The organism is Streptomyces sp. NPDC056479 (genome assembly GCF_042795335.1).
Taxonomy (GTDB): Bacteria; Actinomycetota; Actinomycetes; order Streptomycetales; family Streptomycetaceae; genus Streptomyces.
The window spans coordinates 275823-300503 of record NZ_JBHTRZ010000006.1; the positions used below are offsets into that span (position 1 = coordinate 275823).

Below are 24681 nucleotides of genomic sequence, written 5' to 3' on the forward strand. Positions count from 1 at the left end.
CCGCGAGTCAGGCGATACGGGTCAGCTTGTCCGTGAAGCCCGGCTCGGTCAGATCCGTCTGGAGGGCGACCGGAACCTTGACGGCGCCGCTGCTGCCGTCACCCACGGTGAGCGTGCCCACCTGGGTGCCGGCCTTCGCGGTGTGCGGCACCTCGTCGGGCGCGAAGGTCAGCTTCACCTTCAGGCCCGACCAGCCGACCGCCTTGACGTCCTTGGTGGCCACGACCGCGGTGCGGCCGCCGAGACCGTCGTCGACGTATCCGACGACATCGCCCTTCTTCAGGATCGTCGCCGACTGCAGGGCGTCCTGCGCGGCGCGGATGAGCTGGTCGCCGCCGTCCAGCGCGGCGCTCAGGATGGTGTTCTCCGGGCCGCCGGCGGGCTGGCGGACGACGGCGCCGACGATGGTGCGGGTCTCGCCGCCGATCTCCTTCTTCGCGGCGAAGACGAGGTTGCCGAGGGCGGAGGTGGTGGTGCCGGTCTTGATGCCGACGACGTCGTTCTTGCCGACCAGCTGGTTCCAGTTGGAGTGGTTCGTCCCCTTGTAGTCGTCGTACGACATCATGGCGGCGACCTCACGGAAGGCGGGGAACTTCATCGCCGCCTTGGCCAGCTTCACCTGGTCCACGGCCGTGCTGACGGTGGTGTCGTTCAGGCCGGAGGGGTCGGTGTACGTCGTGTTCGTCATGCCGAGATCCTCGGCGGCGGCGTTCATCTTCGCCACGAACGACTTCTCCGAGCCGGCGTCCCAACGGGCCAGCAGACGGGCCACGTTGTTCGCGGATGCGATCAGGATGCTCTCCAGCGCCTCGCGCTGGGTGATCTCGTCGCCGGCGGTGACGTCGACGGTCGACTCCTGACCCGCGTTCGACTGGTCCTCGGCGAGCTGGTCGATCTTGATCTTCGGGCCCTCGTCGCCGCTCTTGAGGGGGCGGTCGCGCAGAACGAGGTACGCGGTCATGACCTTGGCGACGCTCGCGATCGGGACGGGCTTCTGGTCGCCCGAGGAGCCGAAGCTGCCGATGCCGTCGACGTCCAGCGCGGCCTGGCCGTCGGCGGGCCACGGGATGTCGATCTTGCCGCCCTCGAAGGTGTAGCTGTCCTTGGCGGTGAGGTCGAGGGTGGGGGCCGGGAGCGGACGTACGGACTGCACGACCGCGAAGACGATCGCGAGCAGGATGACGAGGGGCGTCCAGATCTTGACCCGGCGGATGGCCGTGCGGACCGGGGTGTCCGGGGGCGGGGGCGTGTTGGTCAGCTCGGCGAGCAGGTCGAGCGGAGGCCTGGGCGGGAGGGGCTGCTGGGTGGTGCGCTCGGGGCCGATCTGGGGGACGGCGGCGGTTACGTCCGGAGCGGGGCCCTTCGGGGATTCCGCGGGCTTCGGGATGCCCGGGGTGTTCGAGGTGCCCGGGGTGTTCGAGGTGCCCGGGGTGTTCGAGGTGCCCGGCGTGTTCGGGGTGTCTTGGTGGATGTCCGGCTTGAGGGCGACGAACTTGCTGGTGCGTTCGGCGGGGGTCTCGGCGGACTCGGGGGCTTCGGGCTTGGGGGCCTTCAGCATGGTGGTGGGCTGGTCGACGTGTGGCTTCGTGGGGCGTACGGCCTTGAAGACTGCGGTCGGCTGATCGACGGCCTCGGCTTCGCCTTCGGCCTTTTTGTTCCCACCCGCACCACCCGTGCGGCTCTCGTCGTCGGATGCGGGTGGCCCCTGTGGGGCGTCCTCGCCGTCGGCGGGTGCGGGTGCGTCGGCCGGGGCGGCAGCTTCGCCGTCGGCGGGAGCAGCGGCTTCCTCGGCCGCGTCAGCGGCTTCGCCGGTGTCGGCGCCCTCGCCCTCGTCGTCCGTGCCGGGCTCGGCGGCATCGGTCGCGTCGGCGTCGGAGGCCTCGGCGGCTTCGCCCGCGTCCGTACCGGCCGTTTCGGCGCGCGGGTCCTCCGGGACGGCGTCGACGGCTTCGCCTGCGTCCGTACCGGCCGTTTCGGCGCGCGGGTCCTCCGGAGCGGCCTCGACGGCTTCGCCCGCGTCCGTACCGGCCGAATCGGCGCGCGGGTCCTCCGGAGCGGCCTCGACGGCTTCGCCTGCATCCGTACCGGCCGAATCGGCGCGCGGGTCCTCCGGAGCGGCGTCGGTGGGCTCGTCCGTGTCGGGTTCCGTGGGCTCGGCCTCGTCGGCGTCGGGCTCGGCATCCCCGGCCTCCTCGGTGTCCGTGGAGGCCACCCAGGCCGCCACAGCCGCCTTCAGGCGATCGTCGCCCGAGTCGTCCGCGTCCTCGGACTCGGACTCGGCCTCCGCGTCTGCGTCCGCGTCTGCGTCCGCGGTGCTCTTCAGCTCCGCCCGCACCGCGTCCAGTTCGCGTCGGGACAGGACCTTCGTCGTCGTGTCCACCGCGGAGCTTTCGCGGGCCACCGCCAGGCGTGGGTCACGCCGCTCGTTCTCGGATTCGGGAACCGGATTCGCGCTCCCCGACGTCGGTTCTGCCGACGACTCGCGCTGCTTCGACCTGTCGGGGGACTCGCCCGCCACCGATGCCTCCTCCATGTGCCGCCGCACGGCCTCCGTGCGTCTGCCGAACCGTGAGCCGTCGCCCGGACCCCGTGTCCGTACGACCCCCGTGCCGCTGTCCGAACCATGTACCAGTGTCCTGTGCGCGGGCCTCAACCGATGCGGTAGACGAGAACGACATACCTACCGGTTCCCTTACGAACCGGTCACGCACCCTCGACAGATGAATGTGAGAGGGGTCACCCTGTCTTTCATCCACGCGGGGAGGCATGGATGGGCAGGAGCCGCAGAACAATTCCGGAGGAGCTTCTGCTGCTGGCATTGGACCCGACCACGGGTACCACTGCACAGCCGCAGTCGCTCGACCTCGGTCTGGCCGGAGCACAGCTAGTGGAGCTGGCGCTGGCCGGACGGATAGCCCCAGACGGGGATCGTATCGCCGTGGTGGCCCCACGGCCGACTGGAGATCCAACACTGGATTGCGCGTTGGAGTTGCTGCGAAGGCGTGGCGCTCCCGTTCGTGCCGTCCACTGGATCGGCGGGCCCCGGCTGGGGTTGCGCCAGACGTACCTATCGCATCTGGAGCGGTGCGGCATGGTGCATGCCGTGGCCGGTCAGATGTGCGGGGTGTTGCCGACGACTCGCTATCAGGCGACGGACAACGCCATCAGCCGGGAGATCAGGGCCCGGCTGGATTCCGCGATCCGTACCGGTGTACCGCCGGACCCACGGACCGCGGCGCTCGCCGCCCTGGCCCACGCGGTCGGCCTCGGCAAGCACCTGTATCCGGGCAACGAGGGCAGGTCCTCGAGGTCCCGGCTGCGGGACCTGATCAGACACGACCCCATGGGCGGTCTCGTCGCGCACGCCGTGATGGACGTCCAGAACGGCGCGGCTGCCCAGCCACGCCGCGCCCCGGCCCCGGCCGGCCGTCAGGCCGCTCCGGGAGGCAGGCCCGCAGCGGAACCCGCCCGTGGCGTTCCGGTGCAGCCGCGCCGCGGATCCATGGCGCGTGTCGTGGCCCACTGAGCCGCAGTCCCACGACGCACCGCCCGAACAACACGCTCCATACGCTTCACCCGCTCCATCGCACGCCACGTGCAGCGCCGCACCGCAGTGTCGCCAAGACCCGGTACGGGAGCCGCCGGTCCGCGCGGGGCGACGGGACCGTACGTCCGGACGACGACACCGGTCCCGTCGCCCCGCGCGGCCGCATGTGCCGGGCGAGTCGCCGAACTGGCGTGTATCCAGCGCATATCCACCGTTTCCCAGCGGTAGTAAGCACCTTGGTGGCAGTCTGCTCAACAGCAGATACGCAAAGTGGCAATCACAGGCACGCAGCCGGAGGTGCACGTCCCGTGGCGTCCAATGTCAATCCCACCGTCAGGCGACGCCGGCTGGGCCAGGAGTTGCGCCGGCTCCGCGAGCTCAAGGGCATGACGGCCGAGGAAGTGGCCGAACGGCTGCTGGTGTCGCAGTCGAAGATCAGCCGGCTGGAGAACGGCCGGCGCAGCATCAGCCAGCGCGACGTCCGGGATCTGTGCGGGGTCTATGAGGTGGAGGACCACCGGATCGTCGACTCCCTGATGCAGATGGCCAAGGATTCGCGACAGCAAGGATGGTGGCACTCCTTCGGCGACATCCCCTACAGCGTCTACATCGGGCTGGAGACGGACGCGGCGAGCCTGCGGGTGTACGACCCGCAGGTCGTCCCGGGGCTGTTGCAGACCAAGCAGTACGCGGAGGCCCTGATCGCCGGGGCGCTGCCCGAGACGGCGTCGGCCGAGATCGAGAAACGCGTCCAGGTGCGCATGCGCCGACAGGAACGAATCTCCACCGCGGAGAACCCGCTGCGGCTGTGGACCGTCCTGGACGAGGCCGCCCTGCGCCGGGTCGTCGGCAACCGCTCCCTCATGCGCGATCAGCTGGAACAGCTCGTCGAGCAGTCCCAGCTGCCGCACGTCACCGTGCAGGTGATCCCCTTCGACATGGGTGCGCACCCGGGCCTCAACGGCCAGTACGCGATCCTCGAGTTCCCGGACGCGGCCGACTCCAGCGTCGTCTACATCGAGGGCGTCACCAGCGACCTGTACCTGGAGAAGGCCAACGACGTCCAGAAGTACAGCGTGATGTACGAGCACCTGCGGGCGCAGGCCCTGAACGTGGAGCAGTCACGCCAGTTCATCGCGGACATCGCGAAGGAGTACGCGCGCTGAGCGCACCTCCCGACCGGGCAAGCGCCGTACGGTACACCGTCGCCCGGCCGAGATGGAAGACTCCAATGGAATATGCCACCCACCCGAGTGAATAGTCGCTTCGTCAGCCGATGTTGGCGAGTAGCGTCGATCACGCCATCCAGCAAGACAGGTTGGCGTGAATCGTCCTGCGCGGTCCGGTCCGGACGCGCGGGGCGATGACAGCAACTCAACATCTGGCAATTCGGAGCAAACATGGCAATTCGTCAGGGTTCCACGGACACGTGGACCAAGTCCTCGTACTCCACAGGAAACGGCGCGTGCGTCGAGGTCAAGTCACCGATTACGGCGGCCATGGCGGTGCGGGACTCCAAGGTTCCCGAGGGCCCGATCCTGGCGTTCCCCGCGGGGGCGTGGAACACCTTCGTGGCGTCGGTGAAGGCGTAAGGGGCGGGTCTGTCTGATCCTCACCCTCAACCGACCTCGAGATCAACAACTGCACAAGCATCACAGGGAGCCCTCTCGACCAGCCCGCCGTCCTTGCCGAGGGGGCTCGGCTGTGCCCGCGTTCAGCGCAACTCGGTGACGTACCGGTCCGTCCCCGGCACCGTCGGGACGAACGGCGCCACCAGCTCCACCCGCCCCAGCCCCGACTCGCCGACCGCCGTGTCCAGGTCGGTGAAGTGCTCCTCCCAGCACCCCCTCGGATCCTCCTCCAGGAACCACAGCAGCGTCAGACGGGTGTCGACGCCCTCGACCTGCTTCACGTAGGACATGCGGTCGAGGGGCAGGGGCGTCGGCCGGAAGAGCGTCACCATCGCGGCCGGGGAGCCCGCCAGGCGCCTCGGGAGGTGGCGGGCGCGCAGCCACTCCTGCAACTCGTCGCGCTGTTCGGGTGAGTCGGCGTCGACGACCTCGACCACCAGGCCCGCGTAGGGGTGGTCCAGGGCGTGGAAGTCGCGGGGGCCCGCCGCGCCGTCGCGGTACACCGTCGCCTCGTGGTCCTGGAAGGCCGTGAAGACGTGCGTGCGGTCCTGGTAGACGCGGGCGTCGCGGTTGAGGCGCTTGTTGATGCCCACCGTCCAGCGCATGTGGTCGTCGTAGCGGCCGGCGGTGATCCAGTACGTGGAGATGTAGCAGCCGGCGGTGACCGGCTGGGCTATCGCCGACTTCTCCGGGTAGCGCAGGAGTTGGAGGTCACGGGTCGCCACCCAGCGCCTCCCCGCGTACATCCACGGCATCGCCATCGCACCGGCGTAGTAGTGGTCGTCCTCGTACCAGCGGTTGTAGGCGTACTCATGCCCCGGATGCGGTTCGACCATGGTGATCAGGGCGTGTCCCGGGCGGACTCCGTACGGGCCGACGGCCGCCAGTTCGGCGTACACCTCGCTGCGGGTGTCCTCGCTCATGCGGTTCCCCTTTTCTCGGCTCGCCCATACTCTGACGCTCCGTCAGATATTGCGCCAGAGTCGGGAGGCAGCGGAATGTCACTGCTCGCAGGCAAGACCGTCGTCGTATCGGGAGTCGGTGCCGGGCTCGGTCATCAGGTCGCCGCCGCGGTCGTGCGCGACGGCGGGAACGCGGCGCTCGGGGCGCGCACGGAGGCCAACCTCGCCAAGAGCGCGGCCGAGATCGATCCGGACGGGGCGCACACGGCGTACCGGGCGACGGACATCACCGACGAGGGACAGTGCGAGGCGCTGGCGGCGCTCGCGCGGGAGCGGTTCGGGCGGATCGACGCGGTGGTCCATGTGGCCGCCCTGGACAGCCACTTCGGCGGCCTGGAGGACGCCGACTTCGCCACCTGGCAGTCGGTGATCGATGTGAACCTGCTGGGGTCGCTGCGGATGACGCGGGCGTGTCTGCCGGCGCTCAAGGAGTGCGGGGGCTCGGTCGTCTTCATCGGGACGCAGTCCTCGGTCGCGGCCCCTTCACAGGTGCGGCAGGCGGCGTACGCGGCGTCGAAGGGGGCGCTGACGAGCGCGATGTACTCGCTGGCCCGGGAGCTCGGCCCGCATCGGATCCGGGTCAACACCGTGCTGCCGGGCTGGATGTGGGGGCCGCCGGTGCAGGCGTACGTCCAGTTCGCCGCGCAGAGCGAGGGCGTGCCGGAGAAGGACGTGCTGGAGCGGCTGACGGAGCGGATGGCGCTGCCCGAGCTGGCCACGGACGGGGACGTGGCGGATGCGGCGGTGTTCCTGACGTCGGACAGGGCAAGGTCGATCACGGGACAGTCGTTGCTGGTCAACGCCGGGGAGCTGATGCGATGAGTTCACATAGATGAACTCGGACCCTCATTCCGAACACTTTTACCTCCCCTTGACCTTACGCTGACTTGTCGTGCTCACGCGACAGCGCCCACGATGAGCGCCGGGCGAACCCTGGGAGGGCGCACATGAACGGTCTCGACTGGGCCGTGCTCATCGGCTACTTCGGCGTGATGGTGGCGATCGGCGTCTGGTCGCACAAGCGGGTGGACAACGTCAGTGACTTCTTCACCGCGGGCGGCAAGATGCCGTGGTGGCTGTCCGGGATCTCGCATCACATGTCCGGATACAGCGCGGTGATGTTCACGGGGTACGCGGGCATCGCCTACACCTACGGCGTCACCTCATTCATCACCTGGTCCTTCCCCATCGCGCTCGGCATCGCCATCGGGTCGAAGCTGTTCGCGCCGCGCATCAACCGGCTGCGCTCACGGCTCCATGTGGCCTCCCCGCTGGAGTATCTGAAGAACCGCTACGACCTGAAGACCCAGCAGGCGCTGGCCTGGTCCGGCATGCTGCTGAAGATCGTGGACGTGGGCGCGAAGTGGGCCGCGATCGCGACGCTGCTGTCGGTGTTCACGGGTGTGTCGCTGAACCAGGGCATCCTCATCACCGGTTGCATCACCGCCGTCTACTGCACCATCGGCGGACTGTGGGCGGACGCCCTCACCGAACTCGGCCAGTTCGTCATCCAGTTGCTGGCCGGCATCGCGATGTTCGTGGCCGTCATCATGAAGCTGAACGACAAGAACATCGGGTTCCTCGGCGCCTGGGACGAGCCGGAGCTGCAGGGCCACGGTGAGCCGTTGGTCGGGCCGTACGGGACCGTCTTCCTGCTCGCGTTCCTCTTCATCAAGCTCTTCGAGTACAACGGCGGCATGCTCAACCAGGCCCAGCGGTACATGGCCACGGCCACCCCTCGGGAGGCGGAGCGCTCGGCACGGCTGTCGGCGGTGCTCTGGCTGGTCTGGCCCGTGGTGCTGTTCTTCCCGATGTGGATGTCGCCGCTGCTGGTCCAGTCGCAGAAGGGCGACGGCTCCGACTCCTACGCCCTGATGACCGAACAGCTCCTGCCGCACGGCCTGTTGGGCCTCGTCATCGTCGGCTTCTTCTCGCACACGATGGCCATGTGCTCCTCCGACGCCAACGCGATCGCGGCCGTGTTCACCCGGGACGTGGCGCCGGTGCTGTCGAAGCAGGCGCGGGCCTGGGGCGAGCGGTCCGGCCTGATCGCGGCCCGGGTGACGACGGTCGTCTTCCTCGGGCTGTCGATGGCGGTGGCGACGCAGGTCAACTCCCCCGCCTTCAAGGACATCATCACCGTCGTGATCAAGTGGGTCGCCGGTCTCATGGGCCCGATCGCCATCCCGATGATGCTGGGTCTGCTGCGGCCGTTCCGCCGCTCCGGCCCGACGGCCGCGCTGGTCAGCTGGTCGATGGGGCTGCTCGCCTTCTGGCTGGTCAACTACCCCATCAGCTGGAGCATCGAGGGCGGCGTGCCGCTGCAGTACCAGGTCTCGATCCCGCTGGCGGTCTCGCTGGTCCTGTACATCCTCATCGGCTTCATCAAGCCGGAGGACACCCCGGAGCGGCTCGCGGTCGTGGAAAGCATCAACACGGACGACGACGGGGCCGCGGCGGCCGCGGTGCCGGCGCCGGCCGGTCCGGTGGAGGACGCGGTGGGGACGCGTGTGAAGGACTGAGCCCGGGTCGCTCGCGGACACCGTCGCCCGGGAACCCCTCCCGGGCGACGGTGACGCGCTTCCCGTCAGTCCTTCGGCACCTCACCGATCCTGTCGGCGATACCGACACCCAGAAGCGCCTGCTCGTCGGTGCCGAGGAACTTCAGGGACTTCCGGTCGAAGACCCAGGTGTCCTGGTCGTCGCGGTCCTTGAACGTGAGGCCGACCCCCTCGCGCCCGGTGACGTCCTCGGCGTTGCGGACCACCGAGACGCCGGGGATCTTCGCGGCGGCGCGGTAGAGGGCGGCGTTCAGCTCCGGAAGCAGGGGCGCCGACGGCAGCATCGCGCCGATCTCCTCCAGCGCGGCCTCCTCGTGCGAGCCCTCCCCCTCGGTGTCGTCCCAGATCTTCCGGTACAGCTTCTCCGGGTCGGTCGGCAGTGCCTGGAGCTCCCGGTAAGAGGTGACGTTCGGGTCGCGGCCCAGCTTCATGTCGCCGTCGTGGAGGTACGGGTTGTTCGAGCCGGGGAGGATCTTGATCCGGGCGAGTCCGGACCGCTTGCCATCGACGGGCTGCCATTCGTCCCGCCGCAGCGAGCTGACGTACCCCTCCACGTCCTCGGTGTGCCGGCTGGCGACGTAGACGTACTGGTCGTCGCGCACAGGCGTCGCGGGCTGGGCTGCGGCGACCTCGGCAATGCGGTTCAGCAGGTCGACGGCCTGCTGGTCAGGGGCGGGGGTGCCGGAGCCGCCGAGCAGGACGGTGGCCGTGACGGCCGCGGCGGTGGCGAGAGGGACGGCGATGGCGGCGAAACGACGCCGGCTGCCGGACCTGCGGCTGGTGGTGGGATCCGTGGTGAGCTCGCGCATCAGATGCTCCTGCAGGAGATTCCGGCGGTCGCTCGACAGGACCGCTTCACCCGGGCTCGGCAGCAGCCTGGCCAGTTCTTCGCGCTCTGCGGGGTTCATCGGTGGTTCTCCCGTGTCGACCGGGCCGCGGTGGTGCGGCCGCCCGTTACCTGTCCGGTGCTGGAACCTCGTCCCGGTTCATGGGCCTTCTTCTCTTTCGCGAGTTCCTCCTCGGCCAGCCGGCGCAGTTTCTGGCGGGCGCGGGCGAGGCGGGATCGCACGGAGGCGGGAGTGACGCCGAGCGCCTCGGCTGCGGCCGCGTAGCTCAGGCCGGACCAGACACACAGGGCGAACACCTCCCGCTCGGGCCTGCGCAGCCGTTCGAGGGCGGCGCGGGCGGCGGCGAGCCGTTCGCCGTCCGCCATCCGGCCGACCAGCTCGTCGGCGAAGTCGGGCACCGTCTCCAGGTCCGCGCGACGCTCGGGGAGCCGGGCGAGGGCGGCCCGGTGGCGGCGAGCGGTGCGGCGGGTGTTGCGCAGGACGTTGGTGGCGATGCCGTACAGCCAGGGGCGCAGACCGTCGCCGCCGTGCGCCTCCGCGGGGTCGTCGGGTCTGAGTCGGTCCCGCAGGCGCCACGCCTCCAGAAGAGTCAGGGACACCACGTCCTCCGCGGCGCCGTGATCGGCCGTCATGCGGGCGGCATGGCCGTACAGGGCCTGGGCGTGGGCGGCGAAGAGTTCGGCGAAGGCGTCCGGGTCGCCGGCCCGTATCCGGGCGCGCAGGGAATGTTCCACATCTCCCCCTGTCCGGCCGTCGACGGGCGTCCCTGTGACGCCGCCCACATTGACGTCAGGCTCGCGGGTAGCGGGCCAGCCATCCCGGGGAGGACGCGGCCGGGCCGTGCAGGGCCGGGCCCTGGGTCATCTCCATGGCGAAGTCGTCGGCGAGTTCGAGGAGGGTGGGGCGGCCCTCCAGTTCGGCCAACCAGGCCGGGGGCAGGGCCGTCTCTCCGTGCAGGGCACCCAGCAGACCGCCGGTGAGGGCGGCCGCGGCGGCGGAGGGGCCGTCGTGGTTCACGGCGAGGCAGAGGCCGTGACGGACGTCCTCGCCGACCAGGGCGCAGTACACGGAGGCCGCGAGCAGCCCGTCCGCCGAGCCGTCGGCCGCGAGCTCCTCCACCCGGGCCGGGGTGGGCATGCCCTGCCGTACGGCGCCCAGCGCGTGCTGCAACGCGTCCGAGACGGGCTCGTGCCCGGGCCGCAGGGCGAGCAGCGCGAGCGCCCGCTGCACGGCGCCGTCGAGGCTCTCCCCGCAGGCCAGACCGTGCACGATCACGGCGTACGCGCCCGCCGACAGGTAGGCGATGGGGTGGCCGTGGGTCTGGGTCGCGCACTCCACGGCGAGCTGCACGACGAGCTGCGGCTCCCAGCCGACGAGCAGCCCGAAGGGCGCGGAACGGGCGACGGCCTCGGGCCCCAGCTCGGTGGAGTTCTTCGGTGCCTCCAGCGTGCCCATGGTCTCGTCGCCGAGGCCGATCAGGAGCGCGCGGGTCGGATCCCGGCGGGCGTACAGCCACTCCTCGCGGGCCAGCCACCCGTCGTCCTTACGGCGCTCGTCGGGACCCCAGTCGCGCTGTGTGGCGGCCCAGCGCAGATATGCGCGGTGCACGTCGGTCGGCGGATGCCAGGCACCGGTGTCCCGTCTGACCTGGGCTCTTATCAGCCCGTCCACGGAGAAGAGGGTGAGCTGGGTGAGATGACTCACGGCACCGCGCCGCCCGTACCCCAGGTCGACGACGCCCTCGGCACCGTACTGCTCCTGGATCTCCTCCAGCCCGAGCCCGTCGACGGGGGCCCCGAGGGCGTCCCCGACGGCCACACCGAGCAGCGTCCCCCGCACCCGGCTCCGGAAGTCCTGCTGCTCGGTACGGCCCCAGACGGCGCCGGCCATCGCACCCACCAAGACCTCCCCTTTGCAGCGACCGTCCGCACGACAGTTCGCCACTGTATTCGACCGGGGACGTTCGGTTCAGGGGGCGGATCGGTATGCGAGGTGTGACCGAAGTGGGCTCAAGTGGTCAGTTTTCGCCCTTCCCGGAGACGATGCCCGGTCCGTCACAGCCGAGCCTCTGCCTCGGCGGCCTCCCGGATCGCTCGGATCTCGGCGATGGTCTCCGCCGGGTCCTGTTCCCCCGCGTCCACGACGCGCTGAACACGGCCCAGGTGGGGGTGCGCCCTCTGGGGGAGCACGAAGGCTCGCAGCGGGGCGAGACTCAAGCCCGCAGCGCGTCCGGGGTCAGCTCGGGCATGGGGGTCAGCGGTCCGTACGGGCCGCCGGCTGGAGAGTTCACCTACGCCGCCGTGAAGGACATACGGCAGTCGCGGCATCGGCCTGGTTCCGGGGCGCGGAAGGCGCGGTCGCAGCCGTCGCAGGTCTGGAGTGGGGCCGGGGGGATGAAGGTCGGACCGCGGGCCGGGGTCGGGAGAGGTGGTGGGAGGAGCGCTTCGAGGCGGTGGGCCAGGAAGGCCGCCGGATGCTGGATCGGGGCCTTCGGCAGGCCGTTCGTCAGGGTTCGCTGTACGACGGTGGGCGGGACGCCTCTCTCCAGCCAGGCGGAGACCGCCGGCGCCAAGCGGTGCACGTCCCGTTCGGCCAGCAGCAGCCGGGAGTCGTGGGCACGCAGACCGGCGAGGAGATCGGCGGCGGTGCGAGGCGCCTCCCGGCCTGGCGGTGGTGCCGGGCGTGACGCCGGCTCCGTGACCGCTCGGACCGCCGCGCGACCCGGCTTGTTGTACGAGATCGTCCGGCTCACGACTCGGCCCGATTGAAGACGCTCCTTGGTGCGAGCCAGTTGGCGCGAGACCGCCGGGAAGAAGCATGGCGAGGAGATGGTCTCGTCGTTGACATCCTCCCCCTCTTAAAAGAGGGGGATTCCAACCCATTCGGGCTGAGGTTCACGGCCGCTCGACCGCGGGTTGGGCGGTGTCGTCCCTCCGGCACCGGCTGTCCGCCGGGGGCGGGGGATCCCGCCCTGTCCTGCCGCGATGTTGATACTGGCGTTGGTGTCGGCGTTGCAGGTGAAGCCGCAGGAGGAACAGACGAACTCGGCTTGGCTCTTGCGCGAGTTCTTGTCGATCCAACCACAGGCACTGCACCGCAGAGACGTGTAGGGGGCGGGAACGTCTTCGACCCGGCCGGGGGCTTTGTGCCCGGTGCGCTGCCGGAGCAGGCCCCAGCCCTGGGCCAGGATCGACCGGTTCAGGCCGGACTTCTGCGCCACGTTCTGGCCGGGCCGCTCCACGGTTCCCTTCGCGGAGCGGGTCATCGTCTTGATGTTGAGCTTCTCGAACCGGACCAGGTCATAGCAGCTGGCGAGCATGGTGCTGGTCTTCTCGCACCAGTCCTTACGCCGGTTCGCCTCCCGCGCCTTGAGCCTGGCAGCCTTCGCGTACTCGGCGGCCTTGGCCCTGCTGCCCTTGGGGGCGCGAGCAGCCCGCCGCTGGTGCTTGCGGATCTGTGCCCGCTCACGGGTGGTGAGCTGGGGACAGTTCAGCTTCCGTCCGTCGCAGAGGGCAGCGGTGATCGTGACGCCCCGGTCGACGCCGATGACCTCGCCCGTGCCCGGCCCCTCGACCGGATCGGGGATGACAGCGAACGCGATGTGCCACTGCCTGTTGCGGAAGGTGACCCGGAACGTCTTGGCATCGGGCAGCTTCGCACCTTTGCCCTGGGCGCTGAGGCGGAAGCGGACCCAGCCGCAGCCGGGCACCCTGACCTGAGCCCACCGCCGGTTGAGCCTCTGCACCACCACCGAGCGGCCCATGACCTGCCTGCCGGTCTTCGCGTTCAGCTTCGGCGACCCGTCCGCGTGGTACTCCGGTACACGGTCGGTGCCGATGACCCGGAAGCCCTCGTGCACGTGCTTCCTGCGCCAGGCCGGCTCACCGAACCCGGACGTGAACCTGGCGTTCTTGGCCTTGGCGAAGTCCTTCAAGGCCTGCTGCTGCACGTCCGCGTTCCCCGAACCCAGCCACTCGTTCTCCCGCCGGGCCTCGGTGAGCTGACGGCACTGCTCCGCGAAACCGGGCGCCGACGTGCGCCACCGGCGCCAGTGCGCGTGCTGCTCGACAGCGAGGTTCCAGACGTACCGGGCGTGCGCGCAGTGCGTAAGCATCTGCTCGGCCTGCGCGCGCGACGGATACATCCGGAAACGTGACATGCCACGAACCTAGACACCCCGTTCCCCTCCCGCGCACGACTTCGACCAACATCACCCCTGAGAGTGACCGGCACGCTCTTTCCTTCCAGGACGCCCCCGCCCACCGGGCCCGGGAACGGGCATTCACCCCGGGCCCTGAAGGACCGGGCACCCTGCCCGGCAAGCAAGGTGGAACGGGGGCGGCGGATTCCGAAGCCGGACTTCCTGGACAAGGCCGATGAGGTGCTGCGGGCGGGCGGGAAGCTCGCCTCCATGAAGGAGGACGTGGAGAGGGCCCGGTATCCGAAGAAGGTTCGGGATCTGGCGAAGTTGGAGGACGAGGCGGTCGAGCTGGGCGCCCTCCAAGGACAAGGACGGCGCGCGGCTCGCCTTCACGGACGATTCGTGGGCGGCGTTCGTCCGGTCCACAGCGCGCCGTTGATCGTGTTGGCAGGCATATGGTCCGGCCAGACGGGCATGTCACCCCTGGGAAAGAGACATGAGCCCCAAGCCTGAGTGGTTCAAGAGCAGCTACAGCAGCAACGACGGCCCCGATTGCGTCGAGGTCGCCATATCCCCCGCCCCGACCAGCCCCACCGTCCACGTCCGTGACTCCAAGGACAAGGACGGCGGGCGGCTCGTGTTCACGGACGGTTCGTGGGCGGCGTTCGTCCAGTCCACGGCCCGCCGTTGATCAAGCGGGCCGCGAGAGTCTCGTCCGCCACCGCCCTGTCGTCCGCACCGAGCCGGCGGTGCACGGTCGCCCGCCGTTCCAGTGCCCACGCATATGAGGGGTTGAGCTCCAGAGCGCGGTCCAGGTCGGCCAGCGCCTCCTCGTAGCGGCCGAGCTTGGACAGGGAGGCACCACGGCTCGCGAACGCCGACGCGTACTCGGGGTCCAGAGCCAGGGCTCGGTCGTAGTCGACGAGAGCCTCCTCGTCACGGCCGGCCCCGCGGAGTGCGTCACCGCGCTCACAGCGGCCCCAGGCCCAGTCGGGTTGCAGGGCGAGAGCCCGGTCGAGGTCCGTCAGCTGGCTGACACGGTCCCCGTGGGCGCGCCACAGGCGGGCTCGGCGGGCCAGCGCCCAGGCGTAGTCCGGCTTGAGTTCGAGGGCGCGGTTCAGATCCGCGAGGGCCTCGTCGAGTTCACCGCGCTTGAGGCGGGCAGCGCCCCTGGAGGCCCAGGCGAATTCCTGGTTCGGGTCGAGCCGGATGCCCCTGTCCAGGTCCTGGATCGCCTCGTCGTAGCGGCCCAGGATCCGTTGGTGCTCACCGCGCAGGAACACGTTGTACGGGTTGTCCGGCTCCAGTTCGAGAACCCGGCGGAGGTCGTCGAGGGCGCCTCGGTAGTCGCCGAGCGCGCTGCGGGTCAGGACCTTGCCTCGGTAGGCCCGCACCAGGTCCGGATCGAGAACGAGGGCGTGGTCGTACTCCTCCAGCGCCATCGGGTGGTCACCACCCCGCGCCAGTGCATCGCCCCGCGACGCCCGCGCCTGCGCCAGCCACGCCTCGTCGCCGCGGGCGCGGCTCAGCAGCAGCCGGAGCACTTCGGCCGCCCCACCCGTCGCATGTGCCTCCGTCAGCCCGTCTCCCCACATCCGTACCGCCGGGACGTCCGCGTCCTCACCCACCTCGACGAGGAGCCGCACCCACGGCCGCAGAATGTCGTCTCCGTGGTCACAGGCGGTGGCGATGTCCGTCAGGGCCGTGGTCATCGCGGCACGAGGCCCTGCGCACAGGGAGTGATACGACTCCGCGAGCCGAAGCTCCCGCCAGTCCACCTCTGTCCAGAACTCGCTCGGGTCCAAATGGGCTTCGGCCTGTTCCCGCCACCTCGTGAACGTCTGCGCGATACGTCGGTGGTGTTCTGTCCAGCCCCTGGGTGACTGCCTGCGCTGCAGCCGCAGCATCGGCACGCGTACGAGGTCGTGGTACCGCATCCGGTTCCCCCGCTCGCTGACGAACGGCATCCCCTGCAGCCACGCGTACAGCTCGTCGAACTGCTCTTCCGGGCAGTCGACCACCGCACGGAACACATCCGCGTCCAGTGTCCGCGGCAGGGCACAGGCCAGTGCGGCCGCCCTGCGCAAGGGATCCGGCTCCCACTTCAGGAACCGCTCCACGGCCGTTCCGCTCGGATCCCCCACATCCGCCGGTTCGGCGGGGTGCGTCTCCGCGAGGGTGGAGACGAGTACCGGGAGCCCTCCGGTGAGCCGCAGCACCTCCGCGACGACCGGCTCATCGCGCACGCCCCTGTCCGCGAGCAGGTCCCGCGCCTCCGCTTCCGTGAAGGGCCCGAGCGGTATGTCCGCCACGAAGTCCGCGAAGCCGCCCCAGCGGGTGGCGAGGGGGAGCTGTCCGGCGGTGACCACGACGACGTCGGCCGACAACTCGCCGTACCGGTGCGTCGTCATCAACTCGTGGAGCCATCTGTCGAGAAAGGGTCCTGTTCGCTCGTACGTGTCGAAGAACAGGACGATCGGCACGGCCGACGCGGTCTGTGAGAGCTCACTCAGGAGCACGGGCGTGAGGATGGTCTCCGGTGACAACACCAGCTGGAGATCCTCCTGGTTGCGGAAGCGTGCGCTGAGGCCCGCTCTCAACCGGTCGGCGCCGCGCGCGAGTTGTGCGGCATCGAGGACACCCGCGAAGGGACCGACGCCCGGCACCATTCCCAGCCCCACCAGACCGGCCCGCGCCACCGCCATGCCGGTCGCCGACACTCCCTCCGGTTCCGATTCGAGCAACGCGACGGCGGCAGCCTCCGCCTCGTGCCGCCGTTCCCGGTGCGCGGCGAGCAACCGGTCCAATTCCTTGAACCGATGCCCGTGGGCGCCGAACTGACGGCTGAGTGTCGCCATGGCCTCCGGCACGCTGCCGACACCTTCGTCGACCCACGCCGTGAGCGCCCCCCGCTCACCGGCGATGTCCTCCAGCTCCCGGATCAGGAAGGTCTTTCCGACCCCGGCGTTGCCGTGCACATGAAACAGAAACCGGTGCCGCTCGTCCTCCGGCGGCACGTCGAAGTTCTCCCGGAACGCGGCCCGTTCGGCTCCTCGCCCCACGAACCCGGCCCGTCTGCGCTGCCGGATCAGCTCCTGCATCGACGGCCGCGCCTGCGCCATCCCGCGTCCCCTCTCCTCGGCCGACCGCTGCGCCCATTCTGTCTCAACTCCCTTGACGGGGCCGATGAGTGGGGAGCCGGCAGCTTCGGAGGATCGCGGACCGAAGCCTTCCAAAACCGAAACATCGAGCCCGGCTCCCACTGTGTTGCGCCAACTCCCGACGGAAGTGGCGCGAGGCGTTCCGAACACAGCGCCCGCACAGGGAAGATGACCATCATGCCTATGACACCCCCACGCCCCGCCCTCCACCTCGCCGCCGCCCTCCTCACGGCGTCCGTCGCCCTCTACATCGCCCTGGTCGCCTTCGGGAACATCACCGACTTCGGGACGAATCAGCAGTTCGTGCAGCATGTGCTGGCGATGGACACCACGTTCAAGGACGACGACCTGATGTGGAGAGCCGTCACCAGCAAGGGACTTCAGGACGCGGCGTACGTCGCGATCATCGTCTGGGAGACCGTCGCCGCCCTCGTGCTCATATTCGGGACCTGGCTGTGGTTCCGCCGGGACGACGCCCGCGCCCGCCGCTTCTCCACGTACGGCCTGCTGATGCTGATGCTGCTCTTCGGCGCCGGGTTCATCGCGATCGGCGGTGAGTGGTTCTCGATGTGGCAGTCCGGGGACTGGAACGGGCTCGACGCCGCGACCCGGGTGTTCCTGTTCAGCGGAGTCGTGCTGATCGTCAACCACCTGCCGCAGCAGCCGTCCGCCTGACGCGTATCAGTGGCGCAGGGCCCATTTCTGGACGGTCTCCAGGGGCCCTGCCGAGAACCGCCTCAGCCACAGCGTGGAGCCCACCATGAGCACGGCGCAGACGCCGGCCCACAGGCCCACCACCCACCACGGCCCCGAGTCGCCCAGCCGTTCCGCCAGGCCCAGCCCGATGCCGTAGGAGACCAGGGCACACAGCAGGTTCTGCAGGACGTAGCCGGACAGGGCGGTCCGGCCGACGGAGGTCAGGCCCGTCATCAGCGGGCCCGGCCGCCGCACCCGGTCGACCACGGCACCGATCAGCCCGATGTACCCGAGGGCCAGCAGCGGGGCGGTGCCGTACCTGGCCAGCAGGAACAGGTCCGGGCCGGCCAGCGTCGCCGCCACGTTCAGGGGCAGCCCGAGGCCGATTCCCCACACCAGGAGGCGGGAGCGCAGCCGGCGCCCCGTCTCGTCCGCGCCGAACGCGCCCGCCCGGAACAGCCGTACGCCCAGGAGGAAGAGGAAGACGAGGAGGAAGAAGGTGAGCACCGGTTCCATGCGCAGGACGATCGCGTTCTCCAGGCGGAAGGCGATCTGGTCCAGGTAGCTGCCGTGCGCGTACAGGTCGACGACTTCCCCGGAGACCGCTGCGCCGTCGCCACTGTCGGCGAGCGTGAGGGCCGCCGTCAGCAGGCCGATCACCGTCAGATGGATCCCCGCCGCCCACCACATCACCCGCCGCTGTGCCCGCTCGGAGCGGGTCAGCAGCCGGGCGACGAGCAGCGCGGTGACCGCGTACCCCATCAGTACGTCCCACGCGAAGACCAGCACGAAGTGCACCGTGCCCTCGCCGAACAGGAACAGCGCCCGCCACCGGTAGCGCCCCGGCCACGGCTGCCCGCGCCGCTCCGCAGACGCGTACTGGATGGCCAGGCCGACCCCGAACAGGATCGTCAGCAGCGACAGGAACTTGCCGTTCGCCAGCACGCCGAAGGTGCCTTCGACGGCCCCCGTGGACATCCCGGATTGCTGGGCTCCCCACTCCGCGCCCGGTCCGGTGAAGATCCACACGTTCGTCATGAGGGTGCCCAGGATGGCGGCACCGCGCAGTACGTCGAGGAGGGGAAGCCGGCGTCCGGCGGGCGTGGCCTGCGGTGTCTGCGGGACTCGCGCGTCCGTGTGTGTCATGCACTCATCGTCTCGGCGGTATCACCCGGGATCGTCATGAGCGAAGGCGAACCTGTCGTACATCGAAGGATGCAGCGGGCTCCCGCGACTCCTACTCGACCACGACCACGGTCGTACCCGTCTCCCCGAACGTCCACAGCGCCGCCCCGTCGGCCGCGCGCATGCGGACCCCGCCGGTCTGCTTGCCCTCGGCGGGCGGGGGCGAGGAGCCGTCCACGGCGTTGGAGAAGGCGATGGAGATACCGGACTTCGCGGCGAAGTAGACGATGTTCTCGATCTGCACGCCGTCCGAGCCCGTGGTGGCCATGGTCCGCGACGACACCGCGTAGCTGCCGGGGTCCGGGCTCACCGTGCCCGGCCAGACGGCGAACGTACGACGGGCCGCCTCACTCGCGTCGACCAGCCAGACCCGCTTCTGGCCGACGGCGTAGACGATCCGGCGACCCGTGCCCGAGCCCTTGGGCACGGCGGCGGGCGCGGCGGACTTCGTCGGGGCGGGGCTCGCGCCGTCGGACGCCGACGCGCTCGGGCGGGCCGACGCGGCCGTGGGATGCGGCCCCTTGTCGGCCTGCACGGCGAGGACGGTGACGGCGGCTATCGCTCCCACCGTCAGACCGGTCACCCAGACCTTGGGAGCAGGCACGGGCACGCATCTCCTCAGCTAAGGCACCCCTCCAGCGGGGGTCGGATCATCGTACCGAGCCCCGCGGCAGGGTCTTCCTCCTCAGTCCAGTACCGGCAGCAGCTCCGGCAGATGCCCGTCCGAGGCGGTCGCCGCCCGCTGCCGCTCCTGGGGCACCTCGCCGTACAGCGTGGTGCGGGGTTTCGCCGGGCGTCCGGCGGCCTCCGCGACGGCCACCAGGTCACGGACCGACTTGTAGGAGCCGTACGACGAACCCGCCATCCGCGAGATCGTCTCCTCCATCAGTGTGCCGCCGAGGTCGTTGGCGCCGGAGCGGAGCATCTCGGCCGCGCCCTCGGTGCCCAGCTTGACCCAGCTGGTCTGGATGTTGGGGATGTGCGGGTGCAGCAGGAGCCGGGCCATGGCCGTCACCGCGCGGTTGTCGCGGATCGTCGGGCCGGGGCGGGCGATGCCGGCCAGGTACACCGGTGCGTTGGTGTGGATGAACGGCAGGGTCACGAACTCCGTGAAGCCGCCCGTGCGTTGCTGGATGCCGGCCAGGGTGCGCAGGTGGCCGAGCCAGTGGCGGGGCTGGTCGACATGGCCGTACATCATCGTCGACGACGACCGGATGCCCAGTTCGTGGGCCGTCGTGATCACCTCGATCCAGGTCGCCGTCGGCAGCTTGCCCTTGGTCAGGACCCAGCGGACCTCGTCGTCGAGGATCTCGGCGGCGGTCCCGGGGATGGAGTCCAGGCCCGCTTCCTTCGCCGCCGTCAGCCACTCGCGGATGGACAGGCCGGTGCGGGTGGCGCCGTTGACGACCTCCATGGGCGAGAAGGCGTGCACATGCATGCCGGGGACGCGCTCCTTGACCGCCTTCGCGATGTCGAAGTAGGCCGTGCCGGGCAGGTCCGGGTGGATGCCGCCCTGCATGCAGACCTCCACCGCGCCCACGTCCCAGGCCTGCTGGGCGCGGTCGGCGACCTGGTCCAGGGAGAGGGTGTAGGCGTCGGCGTCCGTCCTGCGCTGGGCGAACGCGCAGAAACGGCAGCCCGTGTAACAGACGTTGGTGAAGTTGATGTTCCTGGTGACGATGTACGTCACGTCGTCGCCGACCGCCGACCTGCGCACGTCGTCGGCGATGCGGGTGAGCGCGTCCAGTGCCGGGCCGTCCGCGTGCAGCAGCGCCAGCGCCTCGGCGTCGGTCAGCCGGGTCGGGTCGTCGGCGGCGACCCGCAGGGCCTGGCGCACGTCGGTGTCGATGCGCTCCGGCGCCATCCCGGGGGCGGCCGCCTCGCGCAGGGCGCCCCAGTCGCCGTACACCTCGTCGAAGTCGTCGCGGCGGTCGGACGTACGGCCCTCGGTGTCGATGGTGGCGTGCAGGTCCGTACGGCCGGCCGACACGAAGGCCTCTTCGGGCTCCTGCCACGGGTGGCCCTCGACCACGGCGTCGGGGCGCGCGAGGCCCGTCTCGGGGTCGGCGAGGGCCCGTACGTGCGGCAGCAGCCGGGGGTCCATCCAGGGCTCGCCGCGCTGGACGAACTCGGGGTAGACGCACAGCCGTTCCCGCAGCTCGAAGCCGGCGTCCGCCGACTGCCGCGTCAGCTCCTCGATCTGCGGCCAGGGGCGCTCGGGGTTGACGTGGTCGATGGTGAGCGGGGAGACGCCGCCCCAGTCGTCGATGCCGGCCGCGATCAGGCGGGCGTACTCGCCCTCGACGAGGTTGGGCGGGGCCTGGATGTTGCCGGCCGGGCCCATGATGAGCCGGGCCACCGCGACCGCCGCGACCAGTTCGTCCAGCTCGGCGTCCGGCATGCCGCGCATCGCGGTGTCCGGCTTGGCGCGGAAGTTCTGGATGATCAGTTCCTGGACGCCGTGGTACGCCCGCGAGACCTTCCGCAGCGCGAAGAGGGACTCGGCGCGCTCCTCGTACGTCTCGCCGATCCCGATCAGGATCCCGGAGGTGAAGGGCACGGAGGAACGGCCCGCGTCCTCAAGGACGCGCAGGCGGACGGCGGGTTCCTTGTCCGGGGAGCCGTGGTGCGGGCCGCCGGGCTCGGACCACAGGCGGGTGGCCGTCGTCTCCAGCATCATGCCCATCGACGGGGCGACGGGCTTGAGGCGCTGGAAGTCGGTCCAGGACATGACGCCCGGGTTGAGGTGCGGGAGCAGCCCCGTCTCCTCCAGGATCCGGATGGAGATGGCGCGGACGTAGGCGATGGTGTCGTCGTAGCCGTGCGCGTCGAGCCACTCGCGCGCCTCGGGCCACCGCTCCTCGGGCTTGTCGCCGAGGGTGATGAGGGCTTCCTTGCAGCCGAGGGCCGCGCCCTTGCGGGCGATGTCGAGGACCTCGTCCGGGGACATGAACATCCCGTGCCCGGCGCGGCGCAGCTTGCCCGGGACGGTGACGAAGGTGCAGTAGTGGCACTTGTCCCGGCACAGCCGGGTGAGGGGGATGAAGACGCTCTTCGAGTAGGTGATGACGCCGGGCCGGCCGGCGGCTTCGAGGCCCGCGTCCCGTACCCGGCCGGCGGACGCGGCGAGGTCGTCGAGTGCCTCGCCGCGGGCCTGGAGCAGCACCGCCGCCTCGGCGACGTCGAGCGCGACGCCGTCCCGGGCGCGTTTGAGGGCGCGACGCATGGAGTTCTCGGTCGGGCCGGGTGTCGAGCCGGTTCCGGAGGTCGCGGAAGTCGTCATCCTTCGAGCATACGAGCGGGGTGAACGGGACAATTGAGCACCGGGGGCCTATCGCTCTCTCACAGGAACGGGGCGTACTCGTCCAACACCCGCAAAACCTCCGCCTCCCCCGCCGGAGGCAACTGCACCACGACCTCCTCGATCCCGAGCTCCGCGTAGTGCGCGAGCTTGCCGGGGTTGGGGAACACGGCGTACGGCACGACCTGAAGCGCGTCCGCGTCGCGTCCGGCGTCGGTCCAGACGGTCCGCAACCGGGGAATACTTTCGGACAACCCCCGCCCACCGATCGGCATCCACCCGTCCGCGTACTCGCTGATGTGCGTGAACAGCTTCGGCCCGGCCGCTCCACCGATGAGTGTGCGCGGACCGTTGACCTTCGGACCGCGCGACTTCTGTATGGGTTTGGGGTAGGCGAAACTGGCGCGGACCGACCCGAACTCCCCCTCGTACGAAGCGGGTTCGTCGGTCCACAGGGCCCGCATCAGGGCCATCCGGTCCCGGACGAGTTCACGCCGGGTCCGCCACTCCACCCCGTGGTCGGCGGCCTCCTCGACGTTCCAGCCGAAGCCGAGGCCGAGGGTGAAGCGCCCGCCGGAGAGGTGGTCCAGGGTCGCGATCTGCTTGGCCAGGTCGATCGGGTCGTGCTGGGCGACCAGCGTGATGCCGGTGCCGAGGCCGAGCCGTTCGGTGACGGCGGCGGCCTGGCCGAGGGCGACGAAGGGGTCGAGGGTCCGGCCGTACTCGGGCGGCAGCTCACCGCCGGCCGGGTACGGGGTGGCCCGCTCGACCGGGATATGGGTGTGCTCGGGCAGGTACAGCCCGGCGAACCCGCGCTGCTCCAGCTCACGGGCGAGCCGGAGCGGGGTGATGGTCTCGTCGGTGAGGAAGATCGTCACGGAGATGCGCATGACCGCATCTGTACCGCGAGAACGTCACGATGTCGATACCGACCGGTCGGCCTAAATCGATCCCCCGCGACCGGCCGGGTTACGTCAGCTGACGATCGGCTGCTGATTGGCTGCCGATTCCCTTCCCTTGCCCGGCCGTTCACGGCTCAATACGAAAGTTGCACGCACCACCACTGCACCACCCATGCCCTGTCACGCACGACGACCTGGGGAGCAGCAGCATGTGCGAGGACGACCACGCCGGCCTGGGCAGACGCGCCCTGTTCGTGACGGGCGCCGCGGCCGCGCTTACGTTGGGAAGCGTGACCTTTGCGAGAGGGGCGGACGACATGCACGACGCCGAGACCCGTACGGTCCGCGGGACTCTGCCGCCCGGAGCGCCCGACTTCGTGTACCTGCCCGTCGAAGTCCCCGAAGGGGTCAGGGAGATCAAGGTCTCCTACACCTACGACCGGCCCTCCGTCCCGGCCGGCACCACCGGCAACGGCCTCGACATCGGCATGTTCGACCAGCGCGGCACCGAGCTCGGCGGCAAGGGCTTCCGGGGCTGGTCGGGCGGTGCGCGCACGGAGTTCTTCATCCGCGCGGACGAGGCGACGCCGGGCTACCTTCCCGGGCCGATCGAGGAGGGCACCTGGCAGATCGCCCTCGGTCCCTACACGGTGGCCCCGCAGGGCCTGGCCTACGAGGTCACGATCACGCTGACGTACGGCGAGCAGGCCGAGGCCGTCGAGCCGACGTACCCGCCGGAGCGGGCGAAGGGCCGGGGCCGCGCCTGGTACCGGGGCGACTGCCATCTGCACTCCTGGTACTCCGACGGCCGCCGCACCCCCGCAGAGATCGCGGCCCTCGCGCGTGAGGCCGGGCTGGACTTCATCAACAGCTCCGAGCACAACACGAACTCGGCGCACGCGCACTGGGCCGACGCGGCCGGCGACGACCTGCTCGTGATGCTGGGCGAGGAGGTCACGACGCGCAACGGCCATGTGGTGGCCCTCGGTGTCGAGCCGGGCACGTTCATCGACTGGCGCTACCGGGCCCGGGACAACCGCTTCGGCAAGTTCGCCCGCCAGATCCGCCGCTCCGGCGGCCTCGTCGTGCCGGCCCACCCGCACGCCACCTGCGTCGGCTGCAACTGGAAGTTCGGCTTCGGCGAGGCGGACGCGATCGAGGTCTGGAACGGGCCGTGGACGCCGGACGACGAGGTGGCCCTCGCGGACTGGGACGGCATGCTGGTCGCATCGGTGCGCGAGGACGCCCGCGACTGGATCCCGGCGATGGGCAACAGCGACGCCCACCGCAGCCCCGACCCGGTCGGCTCCCCGCAGACCGTCGTCCTCGCCGACGACCTCTCGCGCGAGGCGATCCAGGAGGGCATCCGGGCGGGCCGCTCCTACATCGCCGAGTCCAAGAACGTCTCCCTCACCTTCACGGCGTCCGGCGGCCGGGGCCGCCAGGCGGGCATCGGCGGCCGCCTGGAGGTCGACCGGGACACCCCGGTCACGATCCGCCTGGAGGCCTCGGGCGCCCCACGCTGCACGGTCCGCTTCGTCACCGACCAGGGCGTGCTGTTCACCAGCGCCCCGCTGCCGGTGGCGGGTTCGGGCGTCGTGGAGTGGCGCACGACGCCTTCGTACGCGGCGTACGTAAGGGCGGAGCTGCGCCACGAGGCCGCGGCGGGCCCGCTGCCGGGCGCACTGGCGGCGTTCACGAACCCGATCTTCCTGGGGCGTTCGTAGACCGGAGGTCATCCCGACG

Annotated in this window: 21 protein-coding genes and 1 pseudogene; 9 read left to right on the forward strand and 13 right to left on the reverse strand. The window is 70.4% G+C overall.

All coding sequences use genetic code 11. The annotated features are described in order from the left end of the window. Window positions 1-7 precede the first annotated feature (7 nt). Window positions 8-2533 carry a D-alanyl-D-alanine carboxypeptidase gene (locus tag ACFQ6S_RS24690; protein ID WP_383414532.1) on the reverse strand — a complete coding sequence of 842 codons (2526 nt, stop codon included), beginning with the start codon at window positions 2531-2533 and terminating at the stop codon, window positions 8-10. Window positions 2534-2770: 237 nt separating this feature from the next. On the opposite strand from ACFQ6S_RS24690, the gene ACFQ6S_RS24695 reads away from it, so the two are divergent. The 3 genes from ACFQ6S_RS24695 (at window position 2771) to ACFQ6S_RS24705 (ending at window position 5139) form a co-directional block, all read left to right on the forward strand. Then, the gene (locus ACFQ6S_RS24695) at window positions 2771-3526 is read left to right on the forward strand and encodes a GPP34 family phosphoprotein (RefSeq protein WP_383413644.1); all 756 of its coding nucleotides are present in this window, start codon (window positions 2771-2773) and stop codon (window positions 3524-3526) included. 329 nt (window positions 3527-3855) lie between these two features. Then, window positions 3856-4713: a helix-turn-helix domain-containing protein gene (locus ACFQ6S_RS24700; RefSeq protein ID WP_383413646.1), complete on the forward strand. Its 858-nt coding sequence runs from the start codon at window positions 3856-3858 to the stop codon at window positions 4711-4713. 234 nt (window positions 4714-4947) lie between these two features. Next, window positions 4948-5139, forward strand: coding sequence for a DUF397 domain-containing protein (locus ACFQ6S_RS24705; RefSeq protein WP_383413648.1), 192 nt, complete (start codon window positions 4948-4950; stop codon window positions 5137-5139). Between the two features lie 122 nt (window positions 5140-5261). Here ACFQ6S_RS24705 and ACFQ6S_RS24710 read toward each other — a convergent pair whose 3' ends face one another. Further along, window positions 5262-6101 (reverse strand): hypothetical protein, encoded by an 840-nt coding sequence (locus ACFQ6S_RS24710; protein ID WP_383413651.1) that lies wholly within the window; start codon window positions 6099-6101, stop codon window positions 5262-5264. Window positions 6102-6176: 75 nt separating this feature from the next. Between ACFQ6S_RS24710 and ACFQ6S_RS24715 the strand changes: the two genes are divergently transcribed. Together ACFQ6S_RS24715 and ACFQ6S_RS24720 are read left to right on the forward strand one after the other, a co-directional pair. Further along, complete coding sequence (locus tag ACFQ6S_RS24715; protein ID WP_383413654.1) at window positions 6177-6962, forward strand: SDR family oxidoreductase; 786 nt, start codon at window positions 6177-6179, stop codon at window positions 6960-6962. A gap of 125 nt (window positions 6963-7087) precedes the next feature. Further along, window positions 7088-8662, forward strand: a complete 1575-nt coding sequence (locus ACFQ6S_RS24720) for a sodium:solute symporter family protein (RefSeq protein WP_383413657.1) — start codon at window positions 7088-7090, stop codon at window positions 8660-8662. A gap of 65 nt (window positions 8663-8727) precedes the next feature. On the opposite strand, the gene ACFQ6S_RS24725 is transcribed toward ACFQ6S_RS24720, so the two are convergent. The 6 genes from ACFQ6S_RS24725 to ACFQ6S_RS24750 form a co-directional block, all read right to left on the reverse strand. Further along, window positions 8728-9609 (reverse strand): CU044_5270 family protein, encoded by an 882-nt coding sequence (locus ACFQ6S_RS24725; protein ID WP_383413660.1) that lies wholly within the window; start codon window positions 9607-9609, stop codon window positions 8728-8730. Beyond that, window positions 9606-10283, reverse strand: a complete 678-nt coding sequence (locus ACFQ6S_RS24730) for an RNA polymerase sigma factor (protein WP_383413662.1) — start codon at window positions 10281-10283, stop codon at window positions 9606-9608. The genes ACFQ6S_RS24725 and ACFQ6S_RS24730 overlap by 4 nt, the downstream gene beginning before the upstream one ends. 55 nt (window positions 10284-10338) lie before the next feature. Then, window positions 10339-11448, reverse strand: coding sequence for an ADP-ribosylglycohydrolase family protein (locus ACFQ6S_RS24735; protein ID WP_383413665.1), 1110 nt, complete (start codon window positions 11446-11448; stop codon window positions 10339-10341). Between the two features lie 155 nt (window positions 11449-11603). Then, window positions 11604-11765, reverse strand: a complete 162-nt coding sequence (locus ACFQ6S_RS24740; RefSeq protein WP_383413668.1) for a hypothetical protein — start codon at window positions 11763-11765, stop codon at window positions 11604-11606. Between the two features lie 74 nt (window positions 11766-11839). Further along, window positions 11840-12301 (reverse strand): hypothetical protein, encoded by a 462-nt coding sequence (locus ACFQ6S_RS24745; RefSeq protein ID WP_383413671.1) that lies wholly within the window; start codon window positions 12299-12301, stop codon window positions 11840-11842. Window positions 12302-12406: 105 nt separating this feature from the next. Then, window positions 12407-13708, reverse strand: coding sequence for an RNA-guided endonuclease InsQ/TnpB family protein (locus tag ACFQ6S_RS24750; RefSeq protein ID WP_383413673.1), 1302 nt, complete (start codon window positions 13706-13708; stop codon window positions 12407-12409). Window positions 13709-13873: 165 nt separating this feature from the next. Between ACFQ6S_RS24750 and ACFQ6S_RS24755 the strand changes: the two are divergent. Then, window positions 13874-14056, forward strand: a pseudogene (locus ACFQ6S_RS24755) (transcriptional regulator); the annotation flags it as partial. Window positions 14057-14186: 130 nt separating this feature from the next. Further along, window positions 14187-14381 (forward strand): DUF397 domain-containing protein, encoded by a 195-nt coding sequence (locus ACFQ6S_RS24760; protein WP_383413676.1) that lies wholly within the window; start codon window positions 14187-14189, stop codon window positions 14379-14381. Here ACFQ6S_RS24760 and ACFQ6S_RS24765 read toward each other — a convergent pair. Then, on the reverse strand, window positions 14332-16812 hold the full coding sequence (locus tag ACFQ6S_RS24765) for a tetratricopeptide repeat protein (protein ID WP_383413679.1): 2481 nt from the start codon (window positions 16810-16812) through the stop codon (window positions 14332-14334). The two genes, ACFQ6S_RS24760 and ACFQ6S_RS24765, sit on opposite strands and share 50 nt — an antisense overlap. A gap of 216 nt (window positions 16813-17028) precedes the next feature. Here ACFQ6S_RS24765 and ACFQ6S_RS24770 point away from each other — a divergent pair, with 216 nt between their 5' ends. After that, window positions 17029-17526 carry a DUF2165 domain-containing protein gene (locus tag ACFQ6S_RS24770; RefSeq protein ID WP_383413682.1) on the forward strand — a complete coding sequence of 166 codons (498 nt, stop codon included), beginning with the start codon at window positions 17029-17031 and terminating at the stop codon, window positions 17524-17526. Between the two features lie 6 nt (window positions 17527-17532). On the opposite strand, the gene ACFQ6S_RS24775 is transcribed toward ACFQ6S_RS24770, so the two are convergent. The 4 genes from ACFQ6S_RS24775 to ACFQ6S_RS24790 form a co-directional block, all read right to left on the reverse strand. Then, window positions 17533-18693 carry a DUF418 domain-containing protein gene (locus tag ACFQ6S_RS24775; protein ID WP_383413685.1) on the reverse strand — a complete coding sequence of 387 codons (1161 nt, stop codon included), beginning with the start codon at window positions 18691-18693 and terminating at the stop codon, window positions 17533-17535. A gap of 91 nt (window positions 18694-18784) precedes the next feature. Then, window positions 18785-19336 carry a hypothetical protein gene (locus ACFQ6S_RS24780; protein ID WP_383413687.1) on the reverse strand — a complete coding sequence of 184 codons (552 nt, stop codon included), beginning with the start codon at window positions 19334-19336 and terminating at the stop codon, window positions 18785-18787. 81 nt (window positions 19337-19417) lie between these two features. Then, a complete protein-coding gene (locus ACFQ6S_RS24785; protein ID WP_383413690.1) occupies window positions 19418-22015 on the reverse strand; it encodes a bifunctional FO biosynthesis protein CofGH in 2598 nt (865 codons plus the stop codon). Between the two features lie 59 nt (window positions 22016-22074). Then, window positions 22075-22923 (reverse strand): LLM class F420-dependent oxidoreductase, encoded by an 849-nt coding sequence (locus ACFQ6S_RS24790; RefSeq protein ID WP_383413693.1) that lies wholly within the window; start codon window positions 22921-22923, stop codon window positions 22075-22077. A 221-nt stretch (window positions 22924-23144) separates the two neighbouring features. Here ACFQ6S_RS24790 and ACFQ6S_RS24795 point away from each other — a divergent pair, with 221 nt between their 5' ends. Beyond that, window positions 23145-24662, forward strand: a complete 1518-nt coding sequence (locus ACFQ6S_RS24795) for a CehA/McbA family metallohydrolase (RefSeq protein ID WP_383413696.1) — start codon at window positions 23145-23147, stop codon at window positions 24660-24662. The last annotated feature ends 19 nt before the right edge of the window (window positions 24663-24681 follow it).